The sequence below is a fragment of the Microbacterium lacticum genome, from assembly GCF_006716815.1.
GTDB classification, from domain to species: domain Bacteria; phylum Actinomycetota; class Actinomycetes; order Actinomycetales; family Microbacteriaceae; genus Microbacterium; species Microbacterium lacticum.
Window position 1 is genome coordinate 250268 of the sequence record NZ_VFPS01000002.1, and the last position, 19333, is coordinate 269600.

Consider the following 19333-nt stretch of genomic DNA (forward strand, 5'->3'; position numbering starts at 1 on the left):
TTCTCCGCAGGCGAAGCGCCGCGCACGGGGGTGCTGCTGCGCGCGTCACGGCTCGGCGCCGGGTGCGGGGCCCGCCCGGGCACGCGCCTCGGCGGCGAAGGCGCCCGCCCCGACGCGCACCCGCACCGTCGCAGCGAGGGCGTCGAGGTCGCACACCAGGAGGGCTGCGCCGGCCGCCGCCGCGACCTGTTCGGCCCGCTCGCACGGTGAACCGGTGACCGCACCGGAGGCGGCGTCGGCGGCGGCGAGGGCCGCGGCGTCCGCCGCCCCCGACGCCCGCGCCGCGCGGATCGACGCTGCGCCTGCGACCCCGCCCGAGAACGCGAGCGTCGCGGCGACGGCGAGCGCGCCGAGCGCCACGGTCGACCCCGCCATCACCGTCCTCCCGACAGCGCGCAGGAGCGGGCCCTGAGGGGCGGCAACGGCAGCGGGATGCGGGTCGGCGCAGTCGCCGAGACGCACACGAGGTCGCCGTCGTCGGTGACGGCCTCGACCGCTCCCCCGGCGACGGCCGCGACGATCTCGGCCACGCGCCCGGCGGGCTCGCCGCGCGCCGCGAGCCGCGCCGCCTGCGCGACCCCCTGTTCGAGCCGCACCTGACGGCCGGCCGCGGCGAGGCTGCCGGCCGTCAGGGCGATGACGAGCACGACGGCGGGCACGACGACGGCGAACTCGGCCGTGGCCGATCCGCGATCGCCGGCGCGCATCGTCAGGCCACCGTGAGCGCGCGGCGGACGAGGTCGGTGAGGATGCCTCGCACCTCGTCGGAGCGCATGATCAGAACCAGCAGCCCGGCGAAGGCCACCGCGGCCATGGTCGCGACCGCGTACTCGGCGGTCGCGGCGCCCGCGTCGTCGGCGAACAGGGTCGCCGCGCGGCGCGATGTCAGCACCGGGAGCGGCCGGAGGGGCGGGAGCGGCGGCAGCGCACCGGACGCACGCGTGCCGAACGCCCCGCGCGGCAGGGTGGGGATGAGGGTGAGGGACATAAGGTGACTCCTTCTCTATAGGGATGTGTGGGCACGTGTGGAGGGCGGATCAGAGCGGCGGCGCCGCACCGGCCATGACCGACAGCAACATCGGTCCGACGCCCAGAAGCAGGAAGGCGGGAAGTGTGCACAGCCCCATCGGCAGGAGCAGTCGCGCCCCGAGCCTCGCCGCGCGCAGCCGTCCGTCGGTGCGCGCCCGGCGTCGCGCGTCGGTCGCCGAGGAGCGGAGGAGATCCACCGCGGGCGCGCCGGCGCGCTGCGACAGGGCGAGGATCTCCGCCGTCTCGGCATCGGCCTCTCCGCCGCCGGCCCCAGCGACGACCGCGAGCGCGCGCTCGATCGAGGCGCCGCTCGACAGGGCGATGGCGACCGTGTCGGCCTGGAGCCCCGGCGGCGGGCCGGCGGGCTGCGCCCGGGCGACGAGCCGGCCGCTCCACCGTCGCGCGAGGAGCATCAGCACGACGCCCGCGACCAGGCATGCGATCCCGGCGGGCTGCGTGAAGGTCGACAGCACGTCGAATCCGAGCGCGACGCCGAGTCCGATCGCGACGAGCGGCAGCCACGCGACGAGCCGCGCGGTCGCCGCGGGATCGGCGAGGGCGACGGCCACGTCGTCGCGGGTCTCCTGCGCGTCGCGCAAGGCGTCGGCGAAGCGGCGCAGGCTCGGCGCGAGCGGCGCGCCGACGGTCTCCGCGACCCGCCAGGCGACGGCGACCTCGCCCCACGCGCCGCCGCGCTCGGCCAGCACCTCCCCCGTCTCGCGCCCGGCCGCGGCGATCGACACCGCCGTCGCGGCATCATCACCCGAGTCGGCGAGCAGCTGCCACGCGCGCGGGGGCGTGACGCCCGCTTCGAGGAGGACCGCCAGGCGCTGCACCGAGGCCGCCGCATCGGCGGCATCCATCACCCGCTTCGCACTCATGTGAGCACCTCGACGCCGAGCCGCCCGTCCTCGAGCACGGGGCGCGCGAAGCCCGCGATGCGGCGCACACCGTCGGTGCCGCGCTCGACGTGCACCACGACGCCGATCGCGCTCACCACCTGCCGCGCGGTCGCGTGGTCGTCGAGCCCGGCGAGGGCGCCGAGCGCATCGAGGCGGGCGGGCAGGTCGCGGATGCTGCCGGCGTGCACTGTGCCCGCCCCGCCGTCGTGGCCGGTGTTGAGCGCCATGAGCAGCTCGCGCACCTCCTCGCCGCGGCACTCGCCGACCACCAGGCGGTCGGGGCGCATCCGCAGCGCCTCGCGCACGAGGCGCGCGAGCGGCACTGCGCCGGCGCCTTCGAGGTTCGGCTGCCGCGCCTCGAGCCGCACGTGGTGCGGGTGCGAGATGCGCAGCTCGGCGACATCCTCGATCGTGACGATCCGCTCCGAGGCGGGCACCCGTCCGAGCAGCGCCGCGAGGAGGGTCGTCTTGCCCGCGCCGGTGGCCCCGGTGACGAGCACGTTCGCGCGCTTCGTGACGAGCGATTCCAGCCGTGCGCCGGTGACCGCGTCGAACATGCCGCGGCGGCCGAGCTCATCGAGATCGGGAACGTCGACGTCGGGCAGGCGGATCGAGATCGCCGCCCCCGAGCACGCGACCGGCGGCAGCACGGCATGCACCCGCGCGCCGTGCTCCCAGCGCACGTCGACGAGCGGCGTGCCGTCGTCGAGGTGCCGACCGCCCACCCCGATGAGCGCGACGGCGAGCGTCCGCAGCTCGTCGGCGCCGGCCCGCCACCCCGCGACCTGCTCGACGCCGCGTCCACGGTCGACGAACAGCCCGTCCGTGCCGTTGACGAAGACGTCGGTCACCGCGGGATCGGAGAGCACGTCGCGCAGCGGCTCGAGCGCGGGATGGTCGGGCAGCTCGCGCCGGCGCAGCTCACGGCGAGGCGACTCCGTCGACGCGCGAGCCCCGGCCTCGGCCACCGCGTCGCGCCGCGGCACCGGGGCCGGGCCGGCGCGACGCACGGCTTCGGGGACGCGGGGGCTGACGACGAACGCTTCGGACATGCCCCGACGGTAGGCGTCGGGGCCGCGCCCGAACCGCCCGCGGGCCGCATCGGTGGACAGTTCGCCGATCGGGCCCGTTGGGGAGGAGGCGATGAGGACCGCGGACCGCACACGGCAGAAGAGCCGTCAGCACCGCGCAGAAAGAGAAGGGCGGCATCCCATTGGGGGGAATGGGATGCCGCCTCACGCAGTGCCCCATTGGGGGGTGGGCACTGCGACGCCAGAATCAGAAGTTCGGCCGCTCAAGAGCATACGCACGAATCGTCCGCCGTCCGTACGTAAGAGGCGCGCCACGCGGAGATATATCGGTCCGGCGCGTCGTCGCGCGCTCCCTACTATCGGCGGTAGTGACCGCCGGAGCGCTGTGACTAGATAGCTGAATCGTCCCGAAGACCGTCCTCATTCGGGAGCCTTGCCGCAAAGGAGCGCGCCAGATGAGCAACCAGATCGACCACCTGCTGACCGAGAACCGCCGGTTCGCGCCGTCGCCCGAATTCGCCGCCGACGCGGTCGCGACCGCCGAGCTGTACGCGCAGGCCGACGCCGACCGCGAGGCCTTCTGGGCCGAGCAGGCGCGTGCGCTGCACTGGCACACGCCGTTCACGCAGGTGCTCGACTGGTCGAACCCGCCGTTCGCGCAGTGGTTCGCCGACGGCGAGCTCAACGTCGCGTACAACTGCCTCGACCGCCACGTCGAGGCGGGCAACGGCGACCGCGTCGCGCTGCTCTGGGAGGGTGAGCCGGGCGATTCTCGGCGCGTCACCTACGCCGAGCTCACCGACGAGGTCAAGCGCGTCGCGAACGTGCTCACCGGGCTCGGCGTCGAGGCGGGTGACCGGGTCGCGATCTACCTGCCGATGATCCCCGAGGCGATCGCCGCGATGCTCGCCGTCGCGCGCCTTGGCGCCATTCACTCCGTCATCTTCGGCGGCTTCTCGGCCGACAGCCTGCGGACGCGCATCGACGATGCCGGCGCGAAGGTCGTCATCACCTCCGACGGCGGCTATCGCAAGGGTCGCGTGTCGCCGCTCAAGCCCGCCGTCGACCAGGCGCTCGCCGACCGCGGCAACGGGCCGCAGGCGACGGTCGAGCACGTGCTCGTCGTGCGTCGGACCGAGAACGAGGTCGGCTGGACCGAGGGGCGCGACCTCTGGTGGCACGACGCGGTCGCCGAGGCATCCGCCGATCACACGGCCCAGCCCTTCCCCGCCGAGAACCCGCTGTTCATCCTGTACACCTCGGGCACGACCGGAAAGCCCAAGGGCATCCTGCACACCTCCGGCGGCTACCTCACCCAGGCGGCGTTCACGAACCGCGTGGTCCACGACATCCACTCCGAGACCGACGTGTTCTGGTGCACCGCCGACATCGGCTGGATCACCGGCCACTCGTACGTGACGTACGGCCCGCTCGCCAACGGCGCCACTCAGGTGCTCTACGAAGGCACCCCGGATGCCCCGCACCCGGGCCGCTGGTGGGAGCTCGTGGAGAAGTACGGCGTCACGATCCTCTACACCGCGCCGACCGCGATCCGCTCGTTCATGAAGCTCGGCCGCGAGATCCCGAACCGGTTCGACCTGTCGTCGCTGCGTCTGCTCGGCTCGGTCGGCGAGCCCATCAACCCGGAGGCGTGGATGTGGTATCGCCACGTCATCGGCGCCGACGCGACGCCGATCGTCGACACCTGGTGGCAGACCGAGACCGGCTCGATCATGGTGTCGGCCCTGCCCGGCGTCACCGAGACGAAGCCCGGCAGCGCGCAGGTGCCGATCCCGGGCATCTCGATCGACGTCGTCGAAGACGCCGGCGAGCATGTCGGCAACGGCAACGGCGGGCTCCTCGTGATCACGAAGCCGTGGCCGTCGATGTTGCGCGGCATCTGGGGTGACCCCGACCGCTTCGTCGAGACCTACTGGGAGAAGTTCCAGGACAAGGGCTACTACTTCGCCGGCGACGGCGCACGCCTCGACGACGACGGCGACATCTGGTTCCTCGGCCGCGTCGACGACGTGATGAACGTGTCGGGGCACCGGCTGTCGACGACCGAGATCGAGTCGGCGCTCGTGGGTAACGAGGCGGTCGCCGAGGCGGCGGTCGTCGGGGCATCCGACGAGACCACCGGCCAGGCCGTCGTCGCCTTCGTCATCGTGAAGCAGAGCTACCTCAACGAGCACTCCCCCGAGGGTCTCGCCGACGGGCTGCGCAAATGGGTGGGCGAGCAGATCGGCCCGATCGCCCGACCCCGCGACGTCTACATCGTGGGCGAGCTGCCGAAGACCCGCTCGGGCAAGATCATGCGGCGCCTGCTCCGTGATGTCGCCGAAGGCCGCGAGGTCGGCGACACGACGACCCTCGCCGACACCGCCGTGATGAGCGTCATCTCCGCACAGGTCAAGTGATGCCCTCGCCCCACTGACGCGGCGCATCGAGGGCCTCGCCGAGCGCGAGGCCCCGTGGGGTGAGCTCGTATGCGCGGGTGTTGTGCTTGAGCGGGATCCGGCGCAGCACCTCGGCCTGCTCGAGTTCGCGCAGGCGCGTCGCGAGGATGTTGGTCGGGATGCCGAGCTCTCGCTGCAGATCCCCATAGCGCAGCGCACCCTCGCGCAGGCGGTCGACGATGAGCAGCGCCCACCGCTGCCCGACGACGCCGAGGGCCGCGTCGAGCCCGCCCGGCCGGTCGGGGAGGTCGCCGTCGCTCACGCCGACGCAGGGTGCTCCGGCTCCGCCCAGAACGGCGAGTAGTGATAGCCCTCCGGATCGTCGAACTGTCCCTGGTACATGAACCCGTAGTCGTCGGTGTCGCCGATGCGGGCGCCCGCCTTCTCGGCGCGGTCCAGCAGGGCATCCACCTCTTCACGACTGTCCAGCGCCCACGAGAGGGTGACGGGGGACGGTGTGCCGGACCCCCCGACGAGGTCTTCCGTGCCGCCGACGGCCGCATAGGCGGCACGTGTGCCCGCCATGAGGAGCTTGTCGTCGTCGAGGACGAAGCACGCCGTGTTGTCGTCGGATATGGCCTCGTTCATGGTCAGACCGAGGGCGGAATAGAAGGCCTTGGCGCGCACGACGTCGTCGACCGGGAAACTCACGAAGATATTCATGACGCGGTACTTGCAAAATGCAAGTAACACGTCAAGACCCCGAGCGATGACGGCTGCGGATTCACTCCCAGGCGAAGACGACCTCGACCTCGACGGGCGAGTCGAGCGGCAGCACGGGCACCCCGACCGCGGAGCGCGCGTGCCGCCCGGCATCGCCGAAGACATCGCCGAGCAGCTCGCTCGCGCCGTTGATCACCCCGGGCTGGCCCGTGAAGTCGGGAGTGGATGCCACGAAGCCGGTGACCTTCACGACGCGGGTGAGCCGGTCGACTCCCCCGACCGCGGCGGCCGCGGCGGCGATCGCGTTGAGCGCGCACTGACGCGCGTAGCCGTAGGCCGCGGATGCCTCGACGCCGCCCCCGACCTTGCCGGTGGCCGGCAGCGCGCCCGCCACCATCGGCAGCTGTCCGGACGTGTAGACGAGGTCGCCGTGCACCGTGGCGGGGATATACGCGGCGACGGGCGGGACGACCGACGGCAGCTCGATGCCGAGTTCGGCGAGCCGCGCGGCGACGGCGCTCACGCGTGCCCCTCGCCCTCGAACTGCTGGGCGGCGACCGCCGCTGCGCCGAGGCCCGCGTTCGCGGCGCCGGCCGCGCCCGCGCCGCCGACGGGGCGCTTGAAGTAGGCCACGAGGCCCCCCTCGGGTCCGGTGACGACCTGCACCAGCTCCCATCCCTGCTTGCCCCAGTTGTTGAGGATGGCGGCGGTGTTGTGGATGAGCAGGGGCGTGGTGAGGTATTCCCACGTGGTCATAGAAGGCTCCTGTGGCGAGATCGCGGACCGGAAGAGTCGGGCGCTGAGGCCCCGCGAACCCGCGCCCTTCGAGGGTTCGCCCAGGGTTGTCCCCTACGATCAAGCCTATGCCTCATCTCAATCGGACGGCCAGCGGTATGCTCGGTGGCCTCGCCGGCCTCGTCGGTCTGAGCGCCGTCGCCGGCGTTCTGGTGACCGCGACGGTGACCCCGGCGATCGCCGTCTCGGGTTACGCGGCCTCGAGCGCGCTCGACACCTTCGAGAACATGCCGAGCTTCCTCGAGATCGACCCGCTGATGCTCCCGACCGAGTTCTACCGCAAGGACAGCGCCGGCAACGACATGCTGATGGCGCAGTTCTACGACCAGAACCGCATCCCGGTGACCTTCGATCAGGTGAACCCGGTCATGTTCGATGCGATCACCTCCAGTGAGGACAAGAACTTCTACACGCACGGCGGCGTCGACCTCGGCGGCACGATCAGCGCCCTCCTCGGCAACGCCTCGAGCGGCTCGAACCGCGGTGGCTCGTCGATCACCCAGCAGTACGTGAAGAACGTGCTGCAGCAGAACTGCGAGTCGAAGGCGAAGAGCAGCGACGAGGTCGAGGCGTGCTTCACGGCGACGACCGTCAACAGCGGCTCCGAGGGGTACCAGCGCAAGCTGCAGGAGATGCGCTACGCGATCCAGCTCGAGAAGCGCTATTCCAAGGATGAGATCCTTCTCGGCTACCTCAACATCACGAACTTCGGCGGCACGGTCTACGGCATCGGCGCCGCCGCGCAGCACTACTTCTCCACCGATGCGGCGAACCTGACCATCGCCCAGGCCGCGACGATCGCGGGCATGGTGCAGGCCCCGAACACGTATCGCATCGACGAGCCCGACGGGTCGACGCAGGACAGCGCCGGCAACCCGGTCAACAGTGCCGCCGACGGCTACAAGCTGACTCTCGATCGACGCAACTACGTGCTCGACCGCATGCTCGATCTCGGCAAGATCTCGCAGGCCGAGTACGACGAGGCCTACGCGTCTCCCATCACCCCGCAGGTCACCGAGCGCACGCAGGGCTGCCAGACGGCCGCGGGCGCGGAGTTCTTCTGCGAGTACGTGCGATCGGTGCTGCTCACCGACCCCGCCTTCGGCGAGGACGACGACGCGCGCGCCGCGAATCTCCGCCGCGGCGGGATGAAGATCTACACGACGCTCGACCCCGACCTCCAGCAGTCGGGTCTCAACGCGATCTCGATCGTGCCGGCTCACGTCGACTACATGAACCTCGGTGCCTCCGGCGTGCAGGTCGAGGTCGGCACCGGCCGCATCCTCTCGATGGTGCAGAACCGTCCGTACTCGATCGAGAACTCCGAGGACCCGAACTCGCCGACGACGCAGGTAAACTACAACGTGCGGTCGATCAACGGCGGCGGCGGTGGCCACTCCGCCGGATCGACGTACAAGGTGTTCAGCCTGGTCAACTGGCTCGAACAGGGGCACTCCGTCAACGAGACCCTCAACGGCCGCGTCGGCACGAAGAAGGTCATCAACTGCGACGGGCAGACGCAGAACGTCGTCTCCAGCAACAGCGGCAACGGCATCGGCAACTTCGAGGCCAACCCGGGCTACGTCGGCACCGTCTACAACTTCACGCGCGACTCGCTCAACTCCGGGTTCCTCGCGATGGCCGAGAAGATCTCCGTGTGCTCGACCAACCAGGTCGCGATGAAGCTCGGCGTCATGACCGGCGACGGCACTCCGCTCGACACGACGAACTTCGGCTACAACGTGCTCGGCGACCAGCCGGTCGCCCCGATCGACATGGCGGGCGCTTACGCCTCCATCGCCGCGAACGGCATGCTGTGCCCGGCGAAGGCGATCGACAAGGCGATCAACGCCGAGGGCGTGGACATCACGCCGCAGACCGCCTGCAACCGTGTCATGACGGAGGCCGTCGCCTCGACCGCCGCCTACACGCTCGAGGGCGTGATGAGGGGCACCGGCTCGGGCGCCCGGATCGGCGACGGCGTGCCGGTGTTCGGCAAGACGGGTATCCACGAATACCTGCACACCTGGATGGACGGCTCGTCGACCAAGGTCGCGACCGTCGTCTGGGTCGGCAACGTCCAGGGCGACGCGCTTCTCAGCGACTACTACGAGAACGGCTACGTCCTCTCCCGCATCCGCAACTCGATCTGGCCGGAGATGCAGGGCGCGGCGAACGCGAAGTACGGCGGCGACGCCTTCCCCGGCCCCGACTCGGCGCTCACGAAGCGTCAGCTCGCCGACCTGCCGTCGGTCCTCGGCATGACCGTCGACCAGGCCACCCAGGCGCTGCAAGCCGCCGGATTCTCGGTGACCGTCGGCGATGCGGTCGACGGTGTCGAATCGGCCGGCACGATCGTGCAGCAGGGCCCGGGTGCCGGCAGGGTCGCGTCGGGTACGACGATCACGATCCGGCCGAGCAACGGCGAGGGCGTCACCGTGCCCGCCGTCAGCGGCACCCCCGACCAGGCGGTCGCGGCGCTGCGCGGCGCCGGCTTCGGCAGCACGAGCACCCAGTGCACCGCCGACAGCACCGTCTCCGGGGACAACGATCGCATCGTCACGGGGACGAACCCGGCCGCCGGCACCGTCGTCAACCGCAACACGCAGATCACCGTCGAGTTCAAGGCGAAGAACTGCGGCGGACGCCCGTGACCCCAGGCTCTCGCACCGCCCTCGCCGCCGTCTCGGCCGCGGGGGCGGTGGGCCTCTCGGCCGCCGTCTGGGGCACGTGCATCGAGCGGTACCTGTTCACCGTGCGCCGGCACGACCTCGCCCTCCTGCCGCCGGGCTCCCCCTCGCTGACCGTGCTGCACCTCTCCGATGCGCACATGGCCCCCTGGCAGCACCGCAAGCAGGCGTGGATCGCCGATCTCGCCGAGCAGGTGCAGCCCGACCTCGTCATCAACACCGGCGACAACCTCGGGCACGAAGACGGGCTCCGTGGCATCCGCACCGCATTCGCGCCGCTGCGGGGTGTGCCCGGCGCGTACGTGCACGGCTCGAACGACGTCACCGGCCCGTCGCCGCGCAATCCGCTGCGCTACTTCCAGGGGCCGTCCCGTCGGCCCCACCGGGGCGCCTTACTCGACACCGCGGCGATGGATGCCTATTTCCAGAGCGACCTCGGCTGGACCGACCTGGACAACGCGGCGGCGGTGATCGAGACCCGCGGACTGCGACTGGACGCGTTCGGCGTGAGCGACGCGCACCGCGACTGGGACGAGCTCGGTGTGCTGCCCGGCGCCCTCGCCGCGATCCGGCGGGGTCCGTGGTGGCGGCGCCGGCTCGAACCGGCCGCGCTCACCATCGGCGTGACGCACGCGCCGTATCGGCGGGTGCTCGACGCGTTCACCGACCTCGGTGCCGACGTGATCTTCGGCGGTCACACGCACGGCGGCCAGGTGCGCATCCCGTTCTCCCGCTCGGCGCTCGTCGCCAACTGCGACATCCCCCGCGATCAGGCGCGCGGACTCAGCACCTGGACGCACGACGGACGCACCGTGCCGCTGAACGTGTCGGCCGGGCTCGGGCATTCGATCTACGCGCCGGTGCGGTTCGCGTGCCGCCCCGAGGCGACCGTGCTCACGATCCGGGCGATCTCGTGAGCCGATTCGGCGAGAGGCCCGGAACCCTGTAGACTCGGAGGGTTGCCACGGGGTGTGGCGCAGCTTGGTAGCGCGCTTCGTTCGGGACGAAGAGGCCGCAGGTTCAAATCCTGTCACCCCGACAGCAGAAGGGCTCCACCGGAGATTCACCGGCGGAGCCCTTCGTCGCACGAGCCCCTCGAAACGGAGCACCGATGACCGCCCCCCGCCTGGTCGCCTTCGACCTCGACGACACCCTCGCGCCGTCCAAGAGCGCAATCGACCCGCGCATCGGCGAGCTGCTGATCGCGCTGGCCGAGCGGGTCGAGGTGGCGATCATCTCCGGCGGGCAGCTCGGCCAGTTCACCGCGCAGGTCGTCGACCGGCTGCCCGAGGCATCCGACGACGTCCTGTCGCGCCTCCACCTCATGCCCACGTGCGGCACCCAGTACTACCGGCTGACGCCCGCAGGGATCGAGACGGTCTACGCGCGGACGCTCAGCGACGACCAGAAGGCCCGTGCGCTCGCCGCCGTCGAGGAGGAGGCGCGGCGCCTCGGCCTCTGGGAGGCGCAGACGTGGGGGGCGATCCTCGAGGACCGCGGCTCGCAGATCACGTTCTCGGCGCTCGGTCAGACCGCGCCCGTCGACGCGAAGATGGCGTGGGACCCGACCGGCGAGAAGAAGAGCGCCCTGCGCGACGCGGTCGCCGCACGCGTGCCCGACCTCGAGGTGCGTTCGGGCGGGTCGACCTCGGTCGACATCACCGAGCGCGGCATCGACAAGGCGTACGGCATGCGGCAGCTCTCCGACCAGACCGGCATCGCCCTCGACGACATGCTGTTCGTCGGCGACCGTCTCGACGAGGCGGGCAACGACTACCCCGTGCTCGCGATGGGCGTCGAATGCCAGGCCGTCGAGGGATGGCCCGACACCGCCGAGTTCCTTGAGAAGCTCCTTCCGACGCTCCCCCCGCGCTGACCGGCGCGCCCGCGCCCACCGGGACCGGCGCAGACCGCCGGCCCGGCGCCCCCGCGCGTCAGGCCTTGACGCGCTCCGGCGCAGAGCGCCCCGCGCGGGAGGATGCCGCGGCGCCGACACCGGGCACCGGCGTCAGCCGCTGCAGCTGGGTGACGTGGCGCGGCTCGAGCTCGGCGATCGTCGAGACGCCGAGGAGCTTCATGGTGCGCTCGATCTCGCTGCGCAGGATCTCGATCGTCCGATCGACGCCGCGGCGACCACCGGCCATCAGGCCGTAGAGGTAGGCGCGACCGATCAGCGTGAACTTCGCGCCGAGAGCCATCGAGGCGACGATGTCGGCGCCGTGCATGATGCCGGTGTCGACCATCACCGTGGCATCCTTGCCGACCTCGCGCACCACCTCGGGCAGCAGCCGGAACGGGATCGGGGCGCGGTCGAGCTGACGCCCGCCGTGGTTGGAGAGGATGATGCCGTCGACGCCGCGGTCGATGAGGCGCTTGGAGTCCTCGACGTTCTGCACGCCCTTGACGACGAGCTTGCCGGGCCACATCCCGCGGATCACCTCGAGGTCCTCGTAACTGATCGTCGGGTCCATCGCGGCGTCGAGCAGCTCGCCCACCGTGCCGCCGGTCGTCGTCAGCGAGGCGAACTCGAGCTTGGGGGTCGTGAGGAAGTCGACCCACCACCACGGTCGCGGGATGGCGTTGACGATCGTGCCGAGCGTCAGCTGCGGCGGGATCGAGAAGCCGTTGCGCTTGTCGCGCAGCCGGGCGCCGGCGACGGGCGTGTCGACCGTGAACATGAGCGTGTCGAACCCGGCGGCCGCCGCGCGCTTCACGAGTCCGTAGGAGATCTCGCGGTCGCGCATCACGTAGAGCTGGAACCAGTTGCGCCCGTGCGGGTTCGCGGCCCGCACGTTCTCGATCGACGTCGTGCCGAGGGTCGACAGGGTGAACGGGATGCCTGCGGCACCTGCGGCGCCCGCACCGGCGATCTCGCCCTCGGTCTGCATCAGCCGGGTGAACCCGGTGGGCGCGATCCCGAAGGGCAGCGCCGACGGGCCGCCGAGGATCTCGACCGAGGTGTCCACCGACGCGGCGGGGCGCAGGATGTCGGGGTGGAACTCGATGTCTTTGAACGCCTGACGGGCACGACGGAGCGAAATCTCGCCCTCCGCCGCGCCGTCGGTGTAGTCGAAGGCGGCCTTGGGTGTCCGCCGCTTCGCGATGGTGCGCAGGTCGGAGATCGTCAGCGCGGAATCGAGGCGCCGCTTCGTGGCATCCCACTCGGGCTTCTTGAACTGCATGAGCTCGAGCAGCTCGGGGATCTTCGGCAATTGGCGCTGAACCATCGTGGCGTCTTCTCTCGGTGTCGTGTCGGGCGGGGCGGTCAGGCGTCGGAGGGGTCGGGCAGGCCCGCGTCGGCGTAGTAGCCGGTGATGTGCGCGCGGACGACGCGCTGTGCGGTCTCGGCGTCGCCCGCGTCGATCGCGCGCAGGATCTCGGCGTGCTCGTGGCGCAGTCGCTCGCCGGTGGCCGCCCAGTCGGGGATGCGCGCCGCTCCCTCGCGGATGTAGCTCTCGATCGTGTCGCGCAGGCCCGCCATGGTGGCCGAGACGACGAGATTGCCGGATGCCTCGGTCAACCGCACGTGGAACTGCGCGTCGAGCGCGAGGAAGTCGTCGACGGAGAGTCCGTCGGCATCCATCGCCTCGAGCGCCGTGTGCGCATCGGCGAGGTCGGGGCTGTCGACCCCGGCGAGGTGGGCGACGGCCCACTCCTCGAGCAGCAGCCGCGTCTCGTAGACGTCGGGGATCGGGAAGCCCTGCGCGGCGACCTGCAGCCGCAGCAGCTGCGCGAGACCGCCTTGGGGGGTCGCGGCGACGGCGGCGCCCGCCGTGGGGCCCGAGCCCGTGGCGGTGCGGATGAGCCCCATCACCTCGAGCACGCGGAGCGCCTCGCGCACGCTCGATCGGCCGACGCCGAGGGTCGTCGCGAGCTCTCGCTCGGGCGGCAGCCGGTCGCCGGGGCCGAGCGTGCCCTCGAGCAGATCGCCTTCGATCCGGTCGAGCACGACACGCCACGCGCGGGCGGGAGGGGAATCGGTCATCGTCGCCTTTCGAGCGGAGGGGCCCGGATGTGTCGCGGAACGGGCCGGAGAGTCGGCCTGACCACGTTAGCGCACTGTGGTCAGGCCGCCAAGCGTCGGTTGAAACGATACGTCATTCTACGCTGTGCTCATGCACCCCCTCCTCGTCGTGATCATCGTCGCCGCTGTCGCGGCCGTCTTCTGCTGGATCGCCTCACTGGTCACCGAGGACACGTCCTGGGTCGACCGGCTCTGGTCGATCGTGCCGGTGATCTACGTCTGGATCTTCGCGATCGCCGGGCTCACCGACGGAGCGGATGCCACGCGGCTGGTCGTGATGGCCCTCCTCGTGACCGCCTGTCGCCGTTCGGCGTGTGGGACGCGGTGTTCGCGGTGCTTTTCGTCGCGTTCCTCGTGGGCGAGACCGTCGCCGACCAGCAGCAGTGGGATTTCCACCAGCGCAAGGCCCGCGGCGAGGCGGAGGGTTTCCTCACGACGGGCCTGTTCGCGACCAGCAGGCATCCGAACTTCTTCTTCGAGCAGGGGCAGTGGTGGGCGTTCTACGCGCTCGGCGCGAGCGCCGCGGTCGGCGACGGACTCGGCTTCTGGGGCGGCGTGATCAACCCCGGCATCATCGGCGCCGTGCTGCTCACCCTGCTCTTCCTCGGCTCGACGGTGTTCACCGAGTCGATCTCGGCGGCGAAGCACCCCGCCTACGCCGAGTACCGGCGCACGACGTCGATGCTCGTCCCGCTCCCCCGCCGGCGCGTCAGCTGAGCCGGCCGCCGGAGGCGAGCAGGTAGTCCTGCGCGCACAGCGACTCGTACGTGACCTGGTCGTGGTCGAGGTCGTCGATCGCGACCTGATCGCCGTCGAAGACGAACCGCCCGCCCACGAGGCGCGCGTTGAAGAGCGCCTTGCGGCCGCAGCGGCAGATCGTCTTCAGCTCTTCGAGGCTGTGCGAGACCTCCATGAGGCGCGCCGACCCCGGGAAGGCGCGCGTGCGGAAGTCGGTGCGGATGCCGTAGGCGAGCACCGGGATGCCGTCTTCGACGACGAGCCGCAGCAGGTCGTCGACCTGCTCAGGCGAGAGGAACTGCGCCTCGTCGATCAGCAGACACGCCACCGCACCGATGTAGCGCGCGCCATGCGCCGCGACGAGGGCGCGCACGTCGTCGCCCCGGCCGATGAGGAAGTCGACGGGACGCTCGACGCCGAGGCGGCTGGAGATGTGCCCCGCGCCCTTCGTATCGATCTCGGGTTTGGCAAGCAGCACGTGCTGGCCGCGCTCCTCGTAGTTGAACGCCGCCTGCAGGAGCGCCGTCGACTTGCCCGAGTTCATCGCCCCGTAGCGGAAGTAGAGCTTCGCCATGCGGGTCTCAGCGGTTGATCTGCAGAGCGGATGCCGTGGCCGTCAGCACCTCGTCGGCGAGCGCCGGCTGCGGGTTCAGCTGCTCGCCGTAGCTCGGGATGAGGGCGCGCAGCTGCGGCTCCCACTCGGCGATGCGATCGGGGAAGCATCGCTTCAGCAGCCCCAGCATGATCGAGGGCGCCGTCGAGGCGCCGGGCGACGCGCCCAGCAGACCCGCGATCGACCCGTCGGCCGCGCTGATCACCTCGGTGCCGAACTTCAGCTCGCCACCGACCATCACCTGGGCGCGCTGACCGGCGTTCAGGAGCGTCCAGTCCTCGTCCTTCGCCGTCGGCATGAAGGCGCGGAGGCTCTCGACCTTGCCCTTGTGGGTCTTGGCGAGCTCGGTGACGAGGTACTTCACGAGGTCGAGGTTCGTGACGGCGACCTTCAGCATGCTGAAGAGGTTCGAGAAGCGCACCTGGGTGATGAGGTCCCACCAGTGGCCGCGCTTGAGGAACTTGGGGGTGAACGTCGCGAACGGGCCGAACAGCAGCGACGTCTCGCCGTCGACGACGCGCGTGTCGAGGTGCGGCACCGACATCGGCGGCGCGCCGACGGCCGCCTGCGAGTACACCTTGGCCTTGTGCTGCGAGACGAGGACGGGGTTCGAGGTCATCAGCCACTGCCCGCCGATCGGGAAGACGCCGTAGCCCTTGATCTCGTCGATGCCGGAGGACTGCAGCAGCTTGATCGCCCAGCCGCCGGCGCCGACGAAGACGAACCGCGCGTCGAGGGTGCCGGGCGTGCGGCCGAGCGCGTGCCGATACGACACCCGCCAGGTGCCGTCCTTCTGCTTCCGCAGCTTTCGCGCCTCGATGTTCGTGCGCACCTCGACGCCGTCGCTCTCGAGGCTGCCGAGGAGCTGGCGGGTGAGCGCGCCGAAGTCGACGTCGGTGCCGGCCGGCACGCGGGTCGCCGCGAACGGCTCGCCCTTGCGACGGCGCTGCATGAGGAGGGGCGCCCACTGGTTGATGACGCGCGAGTCCTCGGAGTACTCGATGCCGGCGAACAGCGGCTGTCCCTTCAGCGCCTCGTAGCGGCGCTTGAGGTACGCGACGTCCTTCTCGCCCGTCACGAACGTCATGTGCGGCGTCGCGTTGATGAAGGTCGAGGGCTCGTCGAGCACGCCCTCGCCGATGAGCGTCGACCACAGCTCGCGGCTCTGCTGGAACTGCTCGTTGATCGAGATCGCCTTGGCGGGGTCGACCGAGCCGTCGGCGGCCGGGGGCATGTAGTTGAGCTCGCACAGCGCCGCGTGACCGGTGCCGGCGTTGTTCCACGCGTTGGACGACTCCTCGGCCACCTCGCTCAGTCGCTCGAGCACGACGATCTTCCACTCCGGCTGCAGCCGGTGGAGCAGGGTTCCGAGGGTGGCACTCATGATGCCACCGCCGATCAGGACGACGTCGACGGGTTCACTCACGATGTCCCAGTCTAGGCCGCGTTCTCGGACGCGCCGTCCGGTCGCGGCATCCCCGGCAGTCAAGGATGCCGGTTCTTACCCGCGCGTGAACTGCGGGCGTGCGATCAGGCGATGGCGCCCAGGCGCGCGGCGACGAGCTCGGCGATCTGCACGGCGTTCAGCGCCGCCCCCTTGCGGAGGTTGTCGTTGCTGATGAAGAGCACGAGGCCCTTGCCCTCGGGAGCCGACTGGTCGGCGCGGATGCGCCCCACGAAGCTCGGGTCGGCGCCGGCGGCCTGGAGCGGCGTGGGTACCTCTTCGAGGACGACGCCGGGGGCGGATGCCAGGATCTCGCGCGCACGGTCGGGCGTGATGTCCTCGGCGAACTCGGCGTGGATCGACAGCGAGTGCCCGGTGAACACCGGAACCCGCACGCACGTGCCCGCGACGCGCAGGCCCGGCAGTTCGAGGATCTTGCGGCTCTCGCCCCGGAGCTTCTTCTCCTCGTCGGTCTCGTTGTCGCCGTCGTCGACGAGGTTGCCGGCGAACGGGATCACGTCGAAGGCGATCGGGGCGATGTACTTCTCCGGCTGGGGGAAGTCGACCGACGACCCGTCGTGGACGAGGTCGAGCGTGTGGCCCTGCGCGAGCACGCCCTCGACCTGGCCGAGGAGCTCCTCGGCTCCCGCGAGGCCGGAGCCCGACACGGCCTGGTAGGTGCTGACGATGAGGCGCTCGAGGCCCGCGGCCTCGTGCAGGGGCTTCAGCACGGGCATCGCGGCCATCGTGGTGCAGTTGGGGTTCGCGATGATGCCCTTGGGCGGGTTGAGCGCCGCGTGCGGGTTGACCTCGCTGACGACGAGGGGCACCTCGGGGTCCATCCGCCAGGCGCTCGAGTTGTCGATGACGACGGCGCCGGCCTCGGCGAAGCGCGGGGCGTGAGCGCGCGATCCGGTCGCACCGGCCGAGAACAGGGCGATGTCGATGCCGGCCGGGTCGGCGGTCGCGACGTCCTCGATGATGACCGTCTGGCCGCCGTACTCGACCGCCGTGCCGGCCGAGCGGGCCGTGGCGAACAGGCGCAGCTCGCGGATCGGGAACGCGCGCTCCGCGAGGATCTCACGCATGACCGTGCCGACCTGGCCGGTGGCGCCGACGACGGCGACGGAGAGTCCTGAATCGGAGATGCGGGTCATGGCGGGTCCTAGCGTGAGAAGGGTTTCGGCGATTCTAGCCTCGTCAGCGGCCGGTGCCGGCGTGGACGACGGCGTCGATGTCGCCGTCGAGACCGAACGCGGTGTGCACTACGCGGGCCGCCTCGGCCAGCTCGTCGCCGCGCACGACCACCGAGATGCGGATCTCGGAGGTCGAGATCATCTCGATGTTCACGCCCGTCGTCGACAACGCCTCGAAGAGGGTCGCCGAGACGCCCGAGTGGGTGCGCATGCCGGCGCCGACGACGGAGAGCTTGCCGATCTGGTCGTCGTGCACGAGGCTCTCGAACCCGATGCCGGCCTGCTCGGCGGCGAGCGCGCGCAGCGCCAGCGCGGCATCCGCCTTCGGCACGGTGAAGGAGATGTCGGTGCGTCCGGTCGCCGCCGCCGACACGTTCTGCACGATCATGTCGACGTTGGCGCCGCTCTTGGCGACGACGGTGAAGATCTCGGCGGCCTTGCCGGGCACGTCGGGCACGCCGACGACGGTGACCTTGGCCTGGCCGAGGTCGGTGGCGACACCGGCGACGATGGGCTCTTCCATGGCGGACTCCTCTAGCGTGGCCGCCACGGCGGCGGGGATGGACATTCCGGCGCCGAGCACGAACGTGCCCTGGCTGGAGCTGAAGGTGGAGCGGGCGTTGATCATCACGCCGTGCCGGCGCGCGTACTCGACGGCGCGGATGTAGAGCACCTTCGCCCCATTGGCGGCGAGCTCGAGCATCTCCTCGGAGGTGACGACGTCGAGCTTGCGCGCCTTGGGCACGACCCGCGGGTCGGCGGTGTAGATGCCGTCGACGTCGCTGTAGATTTCGCAGACGTCGGCGTCGAGCGCGGCGGCGAGGGCCACCGCGGTCGTGTCGGAGCCGCCGCGACCGAGGGTCGTGACGTCGCGCGTGTCGCGGTTGAAGCCCTGGAAGCCGGCGACGATCACGATCGCGCCCTCGTCGAGGGCTTCGCGCAGCCGCACCGGGGTGACGTCGACGATGCGCGCCGCGCCGTGCGTGGCATCCGTGATCATGCCCGCCTGGCTGCCGGTGAACGAGCGCGCCTCGAAGCCCATCGAATGGATGGCCATCGCCAGCAGCGCCATCGAGATGCGCTCCCCCGAGCTCAGCAGCATGTCGAGCTCGCGCGGCGCCGAGATGGGCGCGACCTGGTGGGCGAGGTCGAGCAGCTCGTCGGTCGTGTCTCCCATCGCGCTCACCGCGACGACGACGTCATGGCCCGCACGGCGGGTGTCGACGATGCGCTTGGCGACGCGTTTGATGCTCTCGGCGTCGGCGACGGACGAACCGCCGTACTTCTGGACGATCAGCGCCACGTGTGGAACTCCCGGCGTCACTCGAGGGGATGGATGCCCCCATTGTAGAGATCGGCCGATGCCCGCCCTGCCATACGACAGACGACAGCGCGCACCCCCGCCGTGGGCCTCATCCCCGGCCTGTCCGCGCTCGCGTACGGCGTCGTCGTGGTGGTCGGGAGCCTCGTCACGGCCGGGTTCTCCGTCGACGCCACCGTGCGGATCTACCAGAACCGTCACCCGGAGAACCGCTTGCGGGCGGGCATGTCGGTCGTGACCTTCCTCGCGCCGGCGCTCTATGCGGTCGGCGGCGTCCTGCTGCTTTTCGCCGACCCGAGCGGGCTCGTCTGGCTCGCCGCCGGCGCGATCGCCGCGATCGTCGCGGCGCTGTTCGTCTCGTGGGTCGTGCTCGTCGAAGTGCTGCGCTCATCCACGCTGAGAGGCGCGTTCAGCGGCGTCGCCTAGCA

21 protein-coding genes and 1 tRNA gene are annotated in these 19333 nt (G+C 71.0%); 7 read left to right on the forward strand and 15 right to left on the reverse strand.

What is annotated here, in order from left to right:
- Positions 1-45: 45 nt before the first annotated feature.
- The 5 genes from FHX68_RS06920 to FHX68_RS06940 all read right to left on the reverse strand — a co-directional run bounded on the left by FHX68_RS06920 (position 46) and on the right by FHX68_RS06940 (position 2983).
- Positions 46-375: a helicase gene (locus tag FHX68_RS06920; RefSeq protein ID WP_141380117.1), complete on the reverse strand. Its 330-nt coding sequence runs from the start codon at positions 373-375 to the stop codon at positions 46-48.
- Entirely contained in the window at positions 375-707 is a 333-nt protein-coding gene (locus tag FHX68_RS06925) for a TadE family type IV pilus minor pilin (RefSeq protein ID WP_141380118.1), read from the reverse strand. Before FHX68_RS06925 ends, FHX68_RS06920 begins: the two co-directional genes overlap by 1 nt.
- Positions 708-709: 2 nt before the next feature.
- Entirely contained in the window at positions 710-925 is a 216-nt protein-coding gene (locus FHX68_RS06930; RefSeq protein WP_229661434.1) for a DUF4244 domain-containing protein, read from the reverse strand.
- Between the two features lie 112 nt (positions 926-1037).
- Positions 1038-1910 carry a type II secretion system F family protein gene (locus FHX68_RS06935; RefSeq protein WP_141380120.1) on the reverse strand — a complete coding sequence of 291 codons (873 nt, stop codon included), beginning with the start codon at positions 1908-1910 and terminating at the stop codon, positions 1038-1040.
- Positions 1907-2983, reverse strand: a complete 1077-nt coding sequence (locus FHX68_RS06940; protein ID WP_141380121.1) for a TadA family conjugal transfer-associated ATPase — start codon at positions 2981-2983, stop codon at positions 1907-1909. The genes FHX68_RS06935 and FHX68_RS06940 overlap by 4 nt, the downstream gene beginning before the upstream one ends.
- Before the next feature lie 434 nt (positions 2984-3417).
- Here FHX68_RS06940 and acs point away from each other — a divergent pair, with 434 nt between their 5' ends.
- Positions 3418-5382: an acetate--CoA ligase gene (gene acs, locus FHX68_RS06945; protein ID WP_141380122.1), complete on the forward strand. Its 1965-nt coding sequence runs from the start codon at positions 3418-3420 to the stop codon at positions 5380-5382.
- On the opposite strand, the gene FHX68_RS06950 is transcribed toward acs, so the two are convergent.
- The 4 genes from FHX68_RS06950 to sp36 form a co-directional block, all read right to left on the reverse strand.
- The gene (locus FHX68_RS06950) at positions 5375-5683 is read right to left on the reverse strand and encodes a winged helix-turn-helix transcriptional regulator (RefSeq protein WP_141380123.1); all 309 of its coding nucleotides are present in this window, start codon (positions 5681-5683) and stop codon (positions 5375-5377) included. The two genes, acs and FHX68_RS06950, sit on opposite strands and share 8 nt — an antisense overlap.
- Entirely contained in the window at positions 5680-6072 is a 393-nt protein-coding gene (locus FHX68_RS06955; protein ID WP_307723052.1) for a VOC family protein, read from the reverse strand. Before FHX68_RS06955 ends, FHX68_RS06950 begins: the two co-directional genes overlap by 4 nt.
- Positions 6073-6145: 73 nt before the next feature.
- Positions 6146-6607 carry a RidA family protein gene (locus tag FHX68_RS06960; RefSeq protein ID WP_176583097.1) on the reverse strand — a complete coding sequence of 154 codons (462 nt, stop codon included), beginning with the start codon at positions 6605-6607 and terminating at the stop codon, positions 6146-6148.
- Positions 6604-6840 carry a Sp36 family protein gene (gene sp36 / locus FHX68_RS15540; RefSeq protein ID WP_176583098.1) on the reverse strand — a complete coding sequence of 79 codons (237 nt, stop codon included), beginning with the start codon at positions 6838-6840 and terminating at the stop codon, positions 6604-6606. The genes FHX68_RS06960 and sp36 overlap by 4 nt, the downstream gene beginning before the upstream one ends.
- 107 nt (positions 6841-6947) lie before the next feature.
- Here sp36 and FHX68_RS06970 point away from each other — a divergent pair, with 107 nt between their 5' ends.
- From FHX68_RS06970 to FHX68_RS06985, 4 genes are all read left to right on the forward strand, one after another.
- Positions 6948-9533: a transglycosylase domain-containing protein gene (locus FHX68_RS06970; RefSeq protein WP_141380126.1), complete on the forward strand. Its 2586-nt coding sequence runs from the start codon at positions 6948-6950 to the stop codon at positions 9531-9533.
- A complete protein-coding gene (locus FHX68_RS06975) occupies positions 9530-10486 on the forward strand; it encodes a metallophosphoesterase (RefSeq protein ID WP_141380127.1) in 957 nt (318 codons plus the stop codon). The genes FHX68_RS06970 and FHX68_RS06975 overlap by 4 nt, the downstream gene beginning before the upstream one ends.
- 48 nt (positions 10487-10534) lie before the next feature.
- Positions 10535-10608: transfer RNA gene (locus FHX68_RS06980), tRNA-Pro, on the forward strand.
- 72 nt (positions 10609-10680) lie between these two features.
- Complete coding sequence (locus FHX68_RS06985; protein WP_141380128.1) at positions 10681-11445, forward strand: HAD-IIB family hydrolase; 765 nt, start codon at positions 10681-10683, stop codon at positions 11443-11445.
- Between the two features lie 58 nt (positions 11446-11503).
- Here the strand turns inward: FHX68_RS06985 and FHX68_RS06990 are convergent, their stop codons facing one another.
- Both FHX68_RS06990 and FHX68_RS06995 read right to left on the reverse strand, forming a co-directional pair.
- Positions 11504-12796, reverse strand: coding sequence for an alpha-hydroxy acid oxidase (locus tag FHX68_RS06990; RefSeq protein WP_141380129.1), 1293 nt, complete (start codon positions 12794-12796; stop codon positions 11504-11506).
- Positions 12797-12834: 38 nt separating this feature from the next.
- Positions 12835-13554: a FadR/GntR family transcriptional regulator gene (locus FHX68_RS06995; RefSeq protein ID WP_141380130.1), complete on the reverse strand. Its 720-nt coding sequence runs from the start codon at positions 13552-13554 to the stop codon at positions 12835-12837.
- 363 nt (positions 13555-13917) lie between these two features.
- Here FHX68_RS06995 and FHX68_RS15825 point away from each other — a divergent pair, with 363 nt between their 5' ends.
- On the forward strand, positions 13918-14310 hold the full coding sequence (locus tag FHX68_RS15825; protein WP_244926838.1) for a DUF1295 domain-containing protein: 393 nt from the start codon (positions 13918-13920) through the stop codon (positions 14308-14310).
- Here FHX68_RS15825 and FHX68_RS07005 read toward each other — a convergent pair.
- The 4 genes from FHX68_RS07005 to FHX68_RS07020 form a co-directional block, all read right to left on the reverse strand.
- Entirely contained in the window at positions 14303-14905 is a 603-nt protein-coding gene (locus FHX68_RS07005; RefSeq protein ID WP_141380131.1) for a thymidine kinase, read from the reverse strand. The two genes, FHX68_RS15825 and FHX68_RS07005, sit on opposite strands and share 8 nt — an antisense overlap.
- A gap of 7 nt (positions 14906-14912) precedes the next feature.
- Positions 14913-16370, reverse strand: a complete 1458-nt coding sequence (gene mqo / locus FHX68_RS07010) for a malate dehydrogenase (quinone) (RefSeq protein WP_141380132.1) — start codon at positions 16368-16370, stop codon at positions 14913-14915.
- Positions 16371-16474: 104 nt separating this feature from the next.
- Positions 16475-17545, reverse strand: a complete 1071-nt coding sequence (locus tag FHX68_RS07015) for an aspartate-semialdehyde dehydrogenase (protein ID WP_141380133.1) — start codon at positions 17543-17545, stop codon at positions 16475-16477.
- Positions 17546-17588: 43 nt separating this feature from the next.
- Positions 17589-18887 carry an aspartate kinase gene (locus FHX68_RS07020; protein WP_141380134.1) on the reverse strand — a complete coding sequence of 433 codons (1299 nt, stop codon included), beginning with the start codon at positions 18885-18887 and terminating at the stop codon, positions 17589-17591.
- Positions 18888-18989: 102 nt separating this feature from the next.
- On the opposite strand from FHX68_RS07020, the gene FHX68_RS07025 reads away from it, so the two are divergent.
- Positions 18990-19331 (forward strand): hypothetical protein, encoded by a 342-nt coding sequence (locus FHX68_RS07025; RefSeq protein WP_141380135.1) that lies wholly within the window; start codon positions 18990-18992, stop codon positions 19329-19331.
- The last annotated feature ends 2 nt before the right edge of the window (positions 19332-19333 follow it).

Coding starts and splice junctions, on each gene's coding strand:
- FHX68_RS07005 (WP_141380131.1), bottom strand. CDS start 14,905: ATGGCGAAGCTCTACTTCCGCTACGGGGCGATGAACTCGGGCAAGTCG.
- FHX68_RS06940 (WP_141380121.1), bottom strand. CDS start 2,983: ATGTCCGAAGCGTTCGTCGTCAGCCCCCGCGTCCCCGAAGCCGTGCGT.
- FHX68_RS06935 (WP_141380120.1), bottom strand. CDS start 1,910: ATGAGTGCGAAGCGGGTGATGGATGCCGCCGATGCGGCGGCCTCGGTG.
- FHX68_RS07015 (WP_141380133.1), bottom strand. CDS start 17,545: ATGACCCGCATCTCCGATTCAGGACTCTCCGTCGCCGTCGTCGGCGCC.
- FHX68_RS06925 (WP_141380118.1), bottom strand. CDS start 707: ATGCGCGCCGGCGATCGCGGATCGGCCACGGCCGAGTTCGCCGTCGTC.
- FHX68_RS06995 (WP_141380130.1), bottom strand. CDS start 13,554: ATGACCGATTCCCCTCCCGCCCGCGCGTGGCGTGTCGTGCTCGACCGG.
- FHX68_RS06985 (WP_141380128.1), top strand. CDS start 10,681: ATGACCGCCCCCCGCCTGGTCGCCTTCGACCTCGACGACACCCTCGCG.
- sp36 (WP_176583098.1), bottom strand. CDS start 6,840: ATGACCACGTGGGAATACCTCACCACGCCCCTGCTCATCCACAACACC.
- FHX68_RS06990 (WP_141380129.1), bottom strand. CDS start 12,796: ATGGTTCAGCGCCAATTGCCGAAGATCCCCGAGCTGCTCGAGCTCATG.
- FHX68_RS06920 (WP_141380117.1), bottom strand. CDS start 375: ATGGCGGGGTCGACCGTGGCGCTCGGCGCGCTCGCCGTCGCCGCGACG.
- FHX68_RS06970 (WP_141380126.1), top strand. CDS start 6,948: ATGCCTCATCTCAATCGGACGGCCAGCGGTATGCTCGGTGGCCTCGCC.
- acs (WP_141380122.1), top strand. CDS start 3,418: ATGAGCAACCAGATCGACCACCTGCTGACCGAGAACCGCCGGTTCGCG.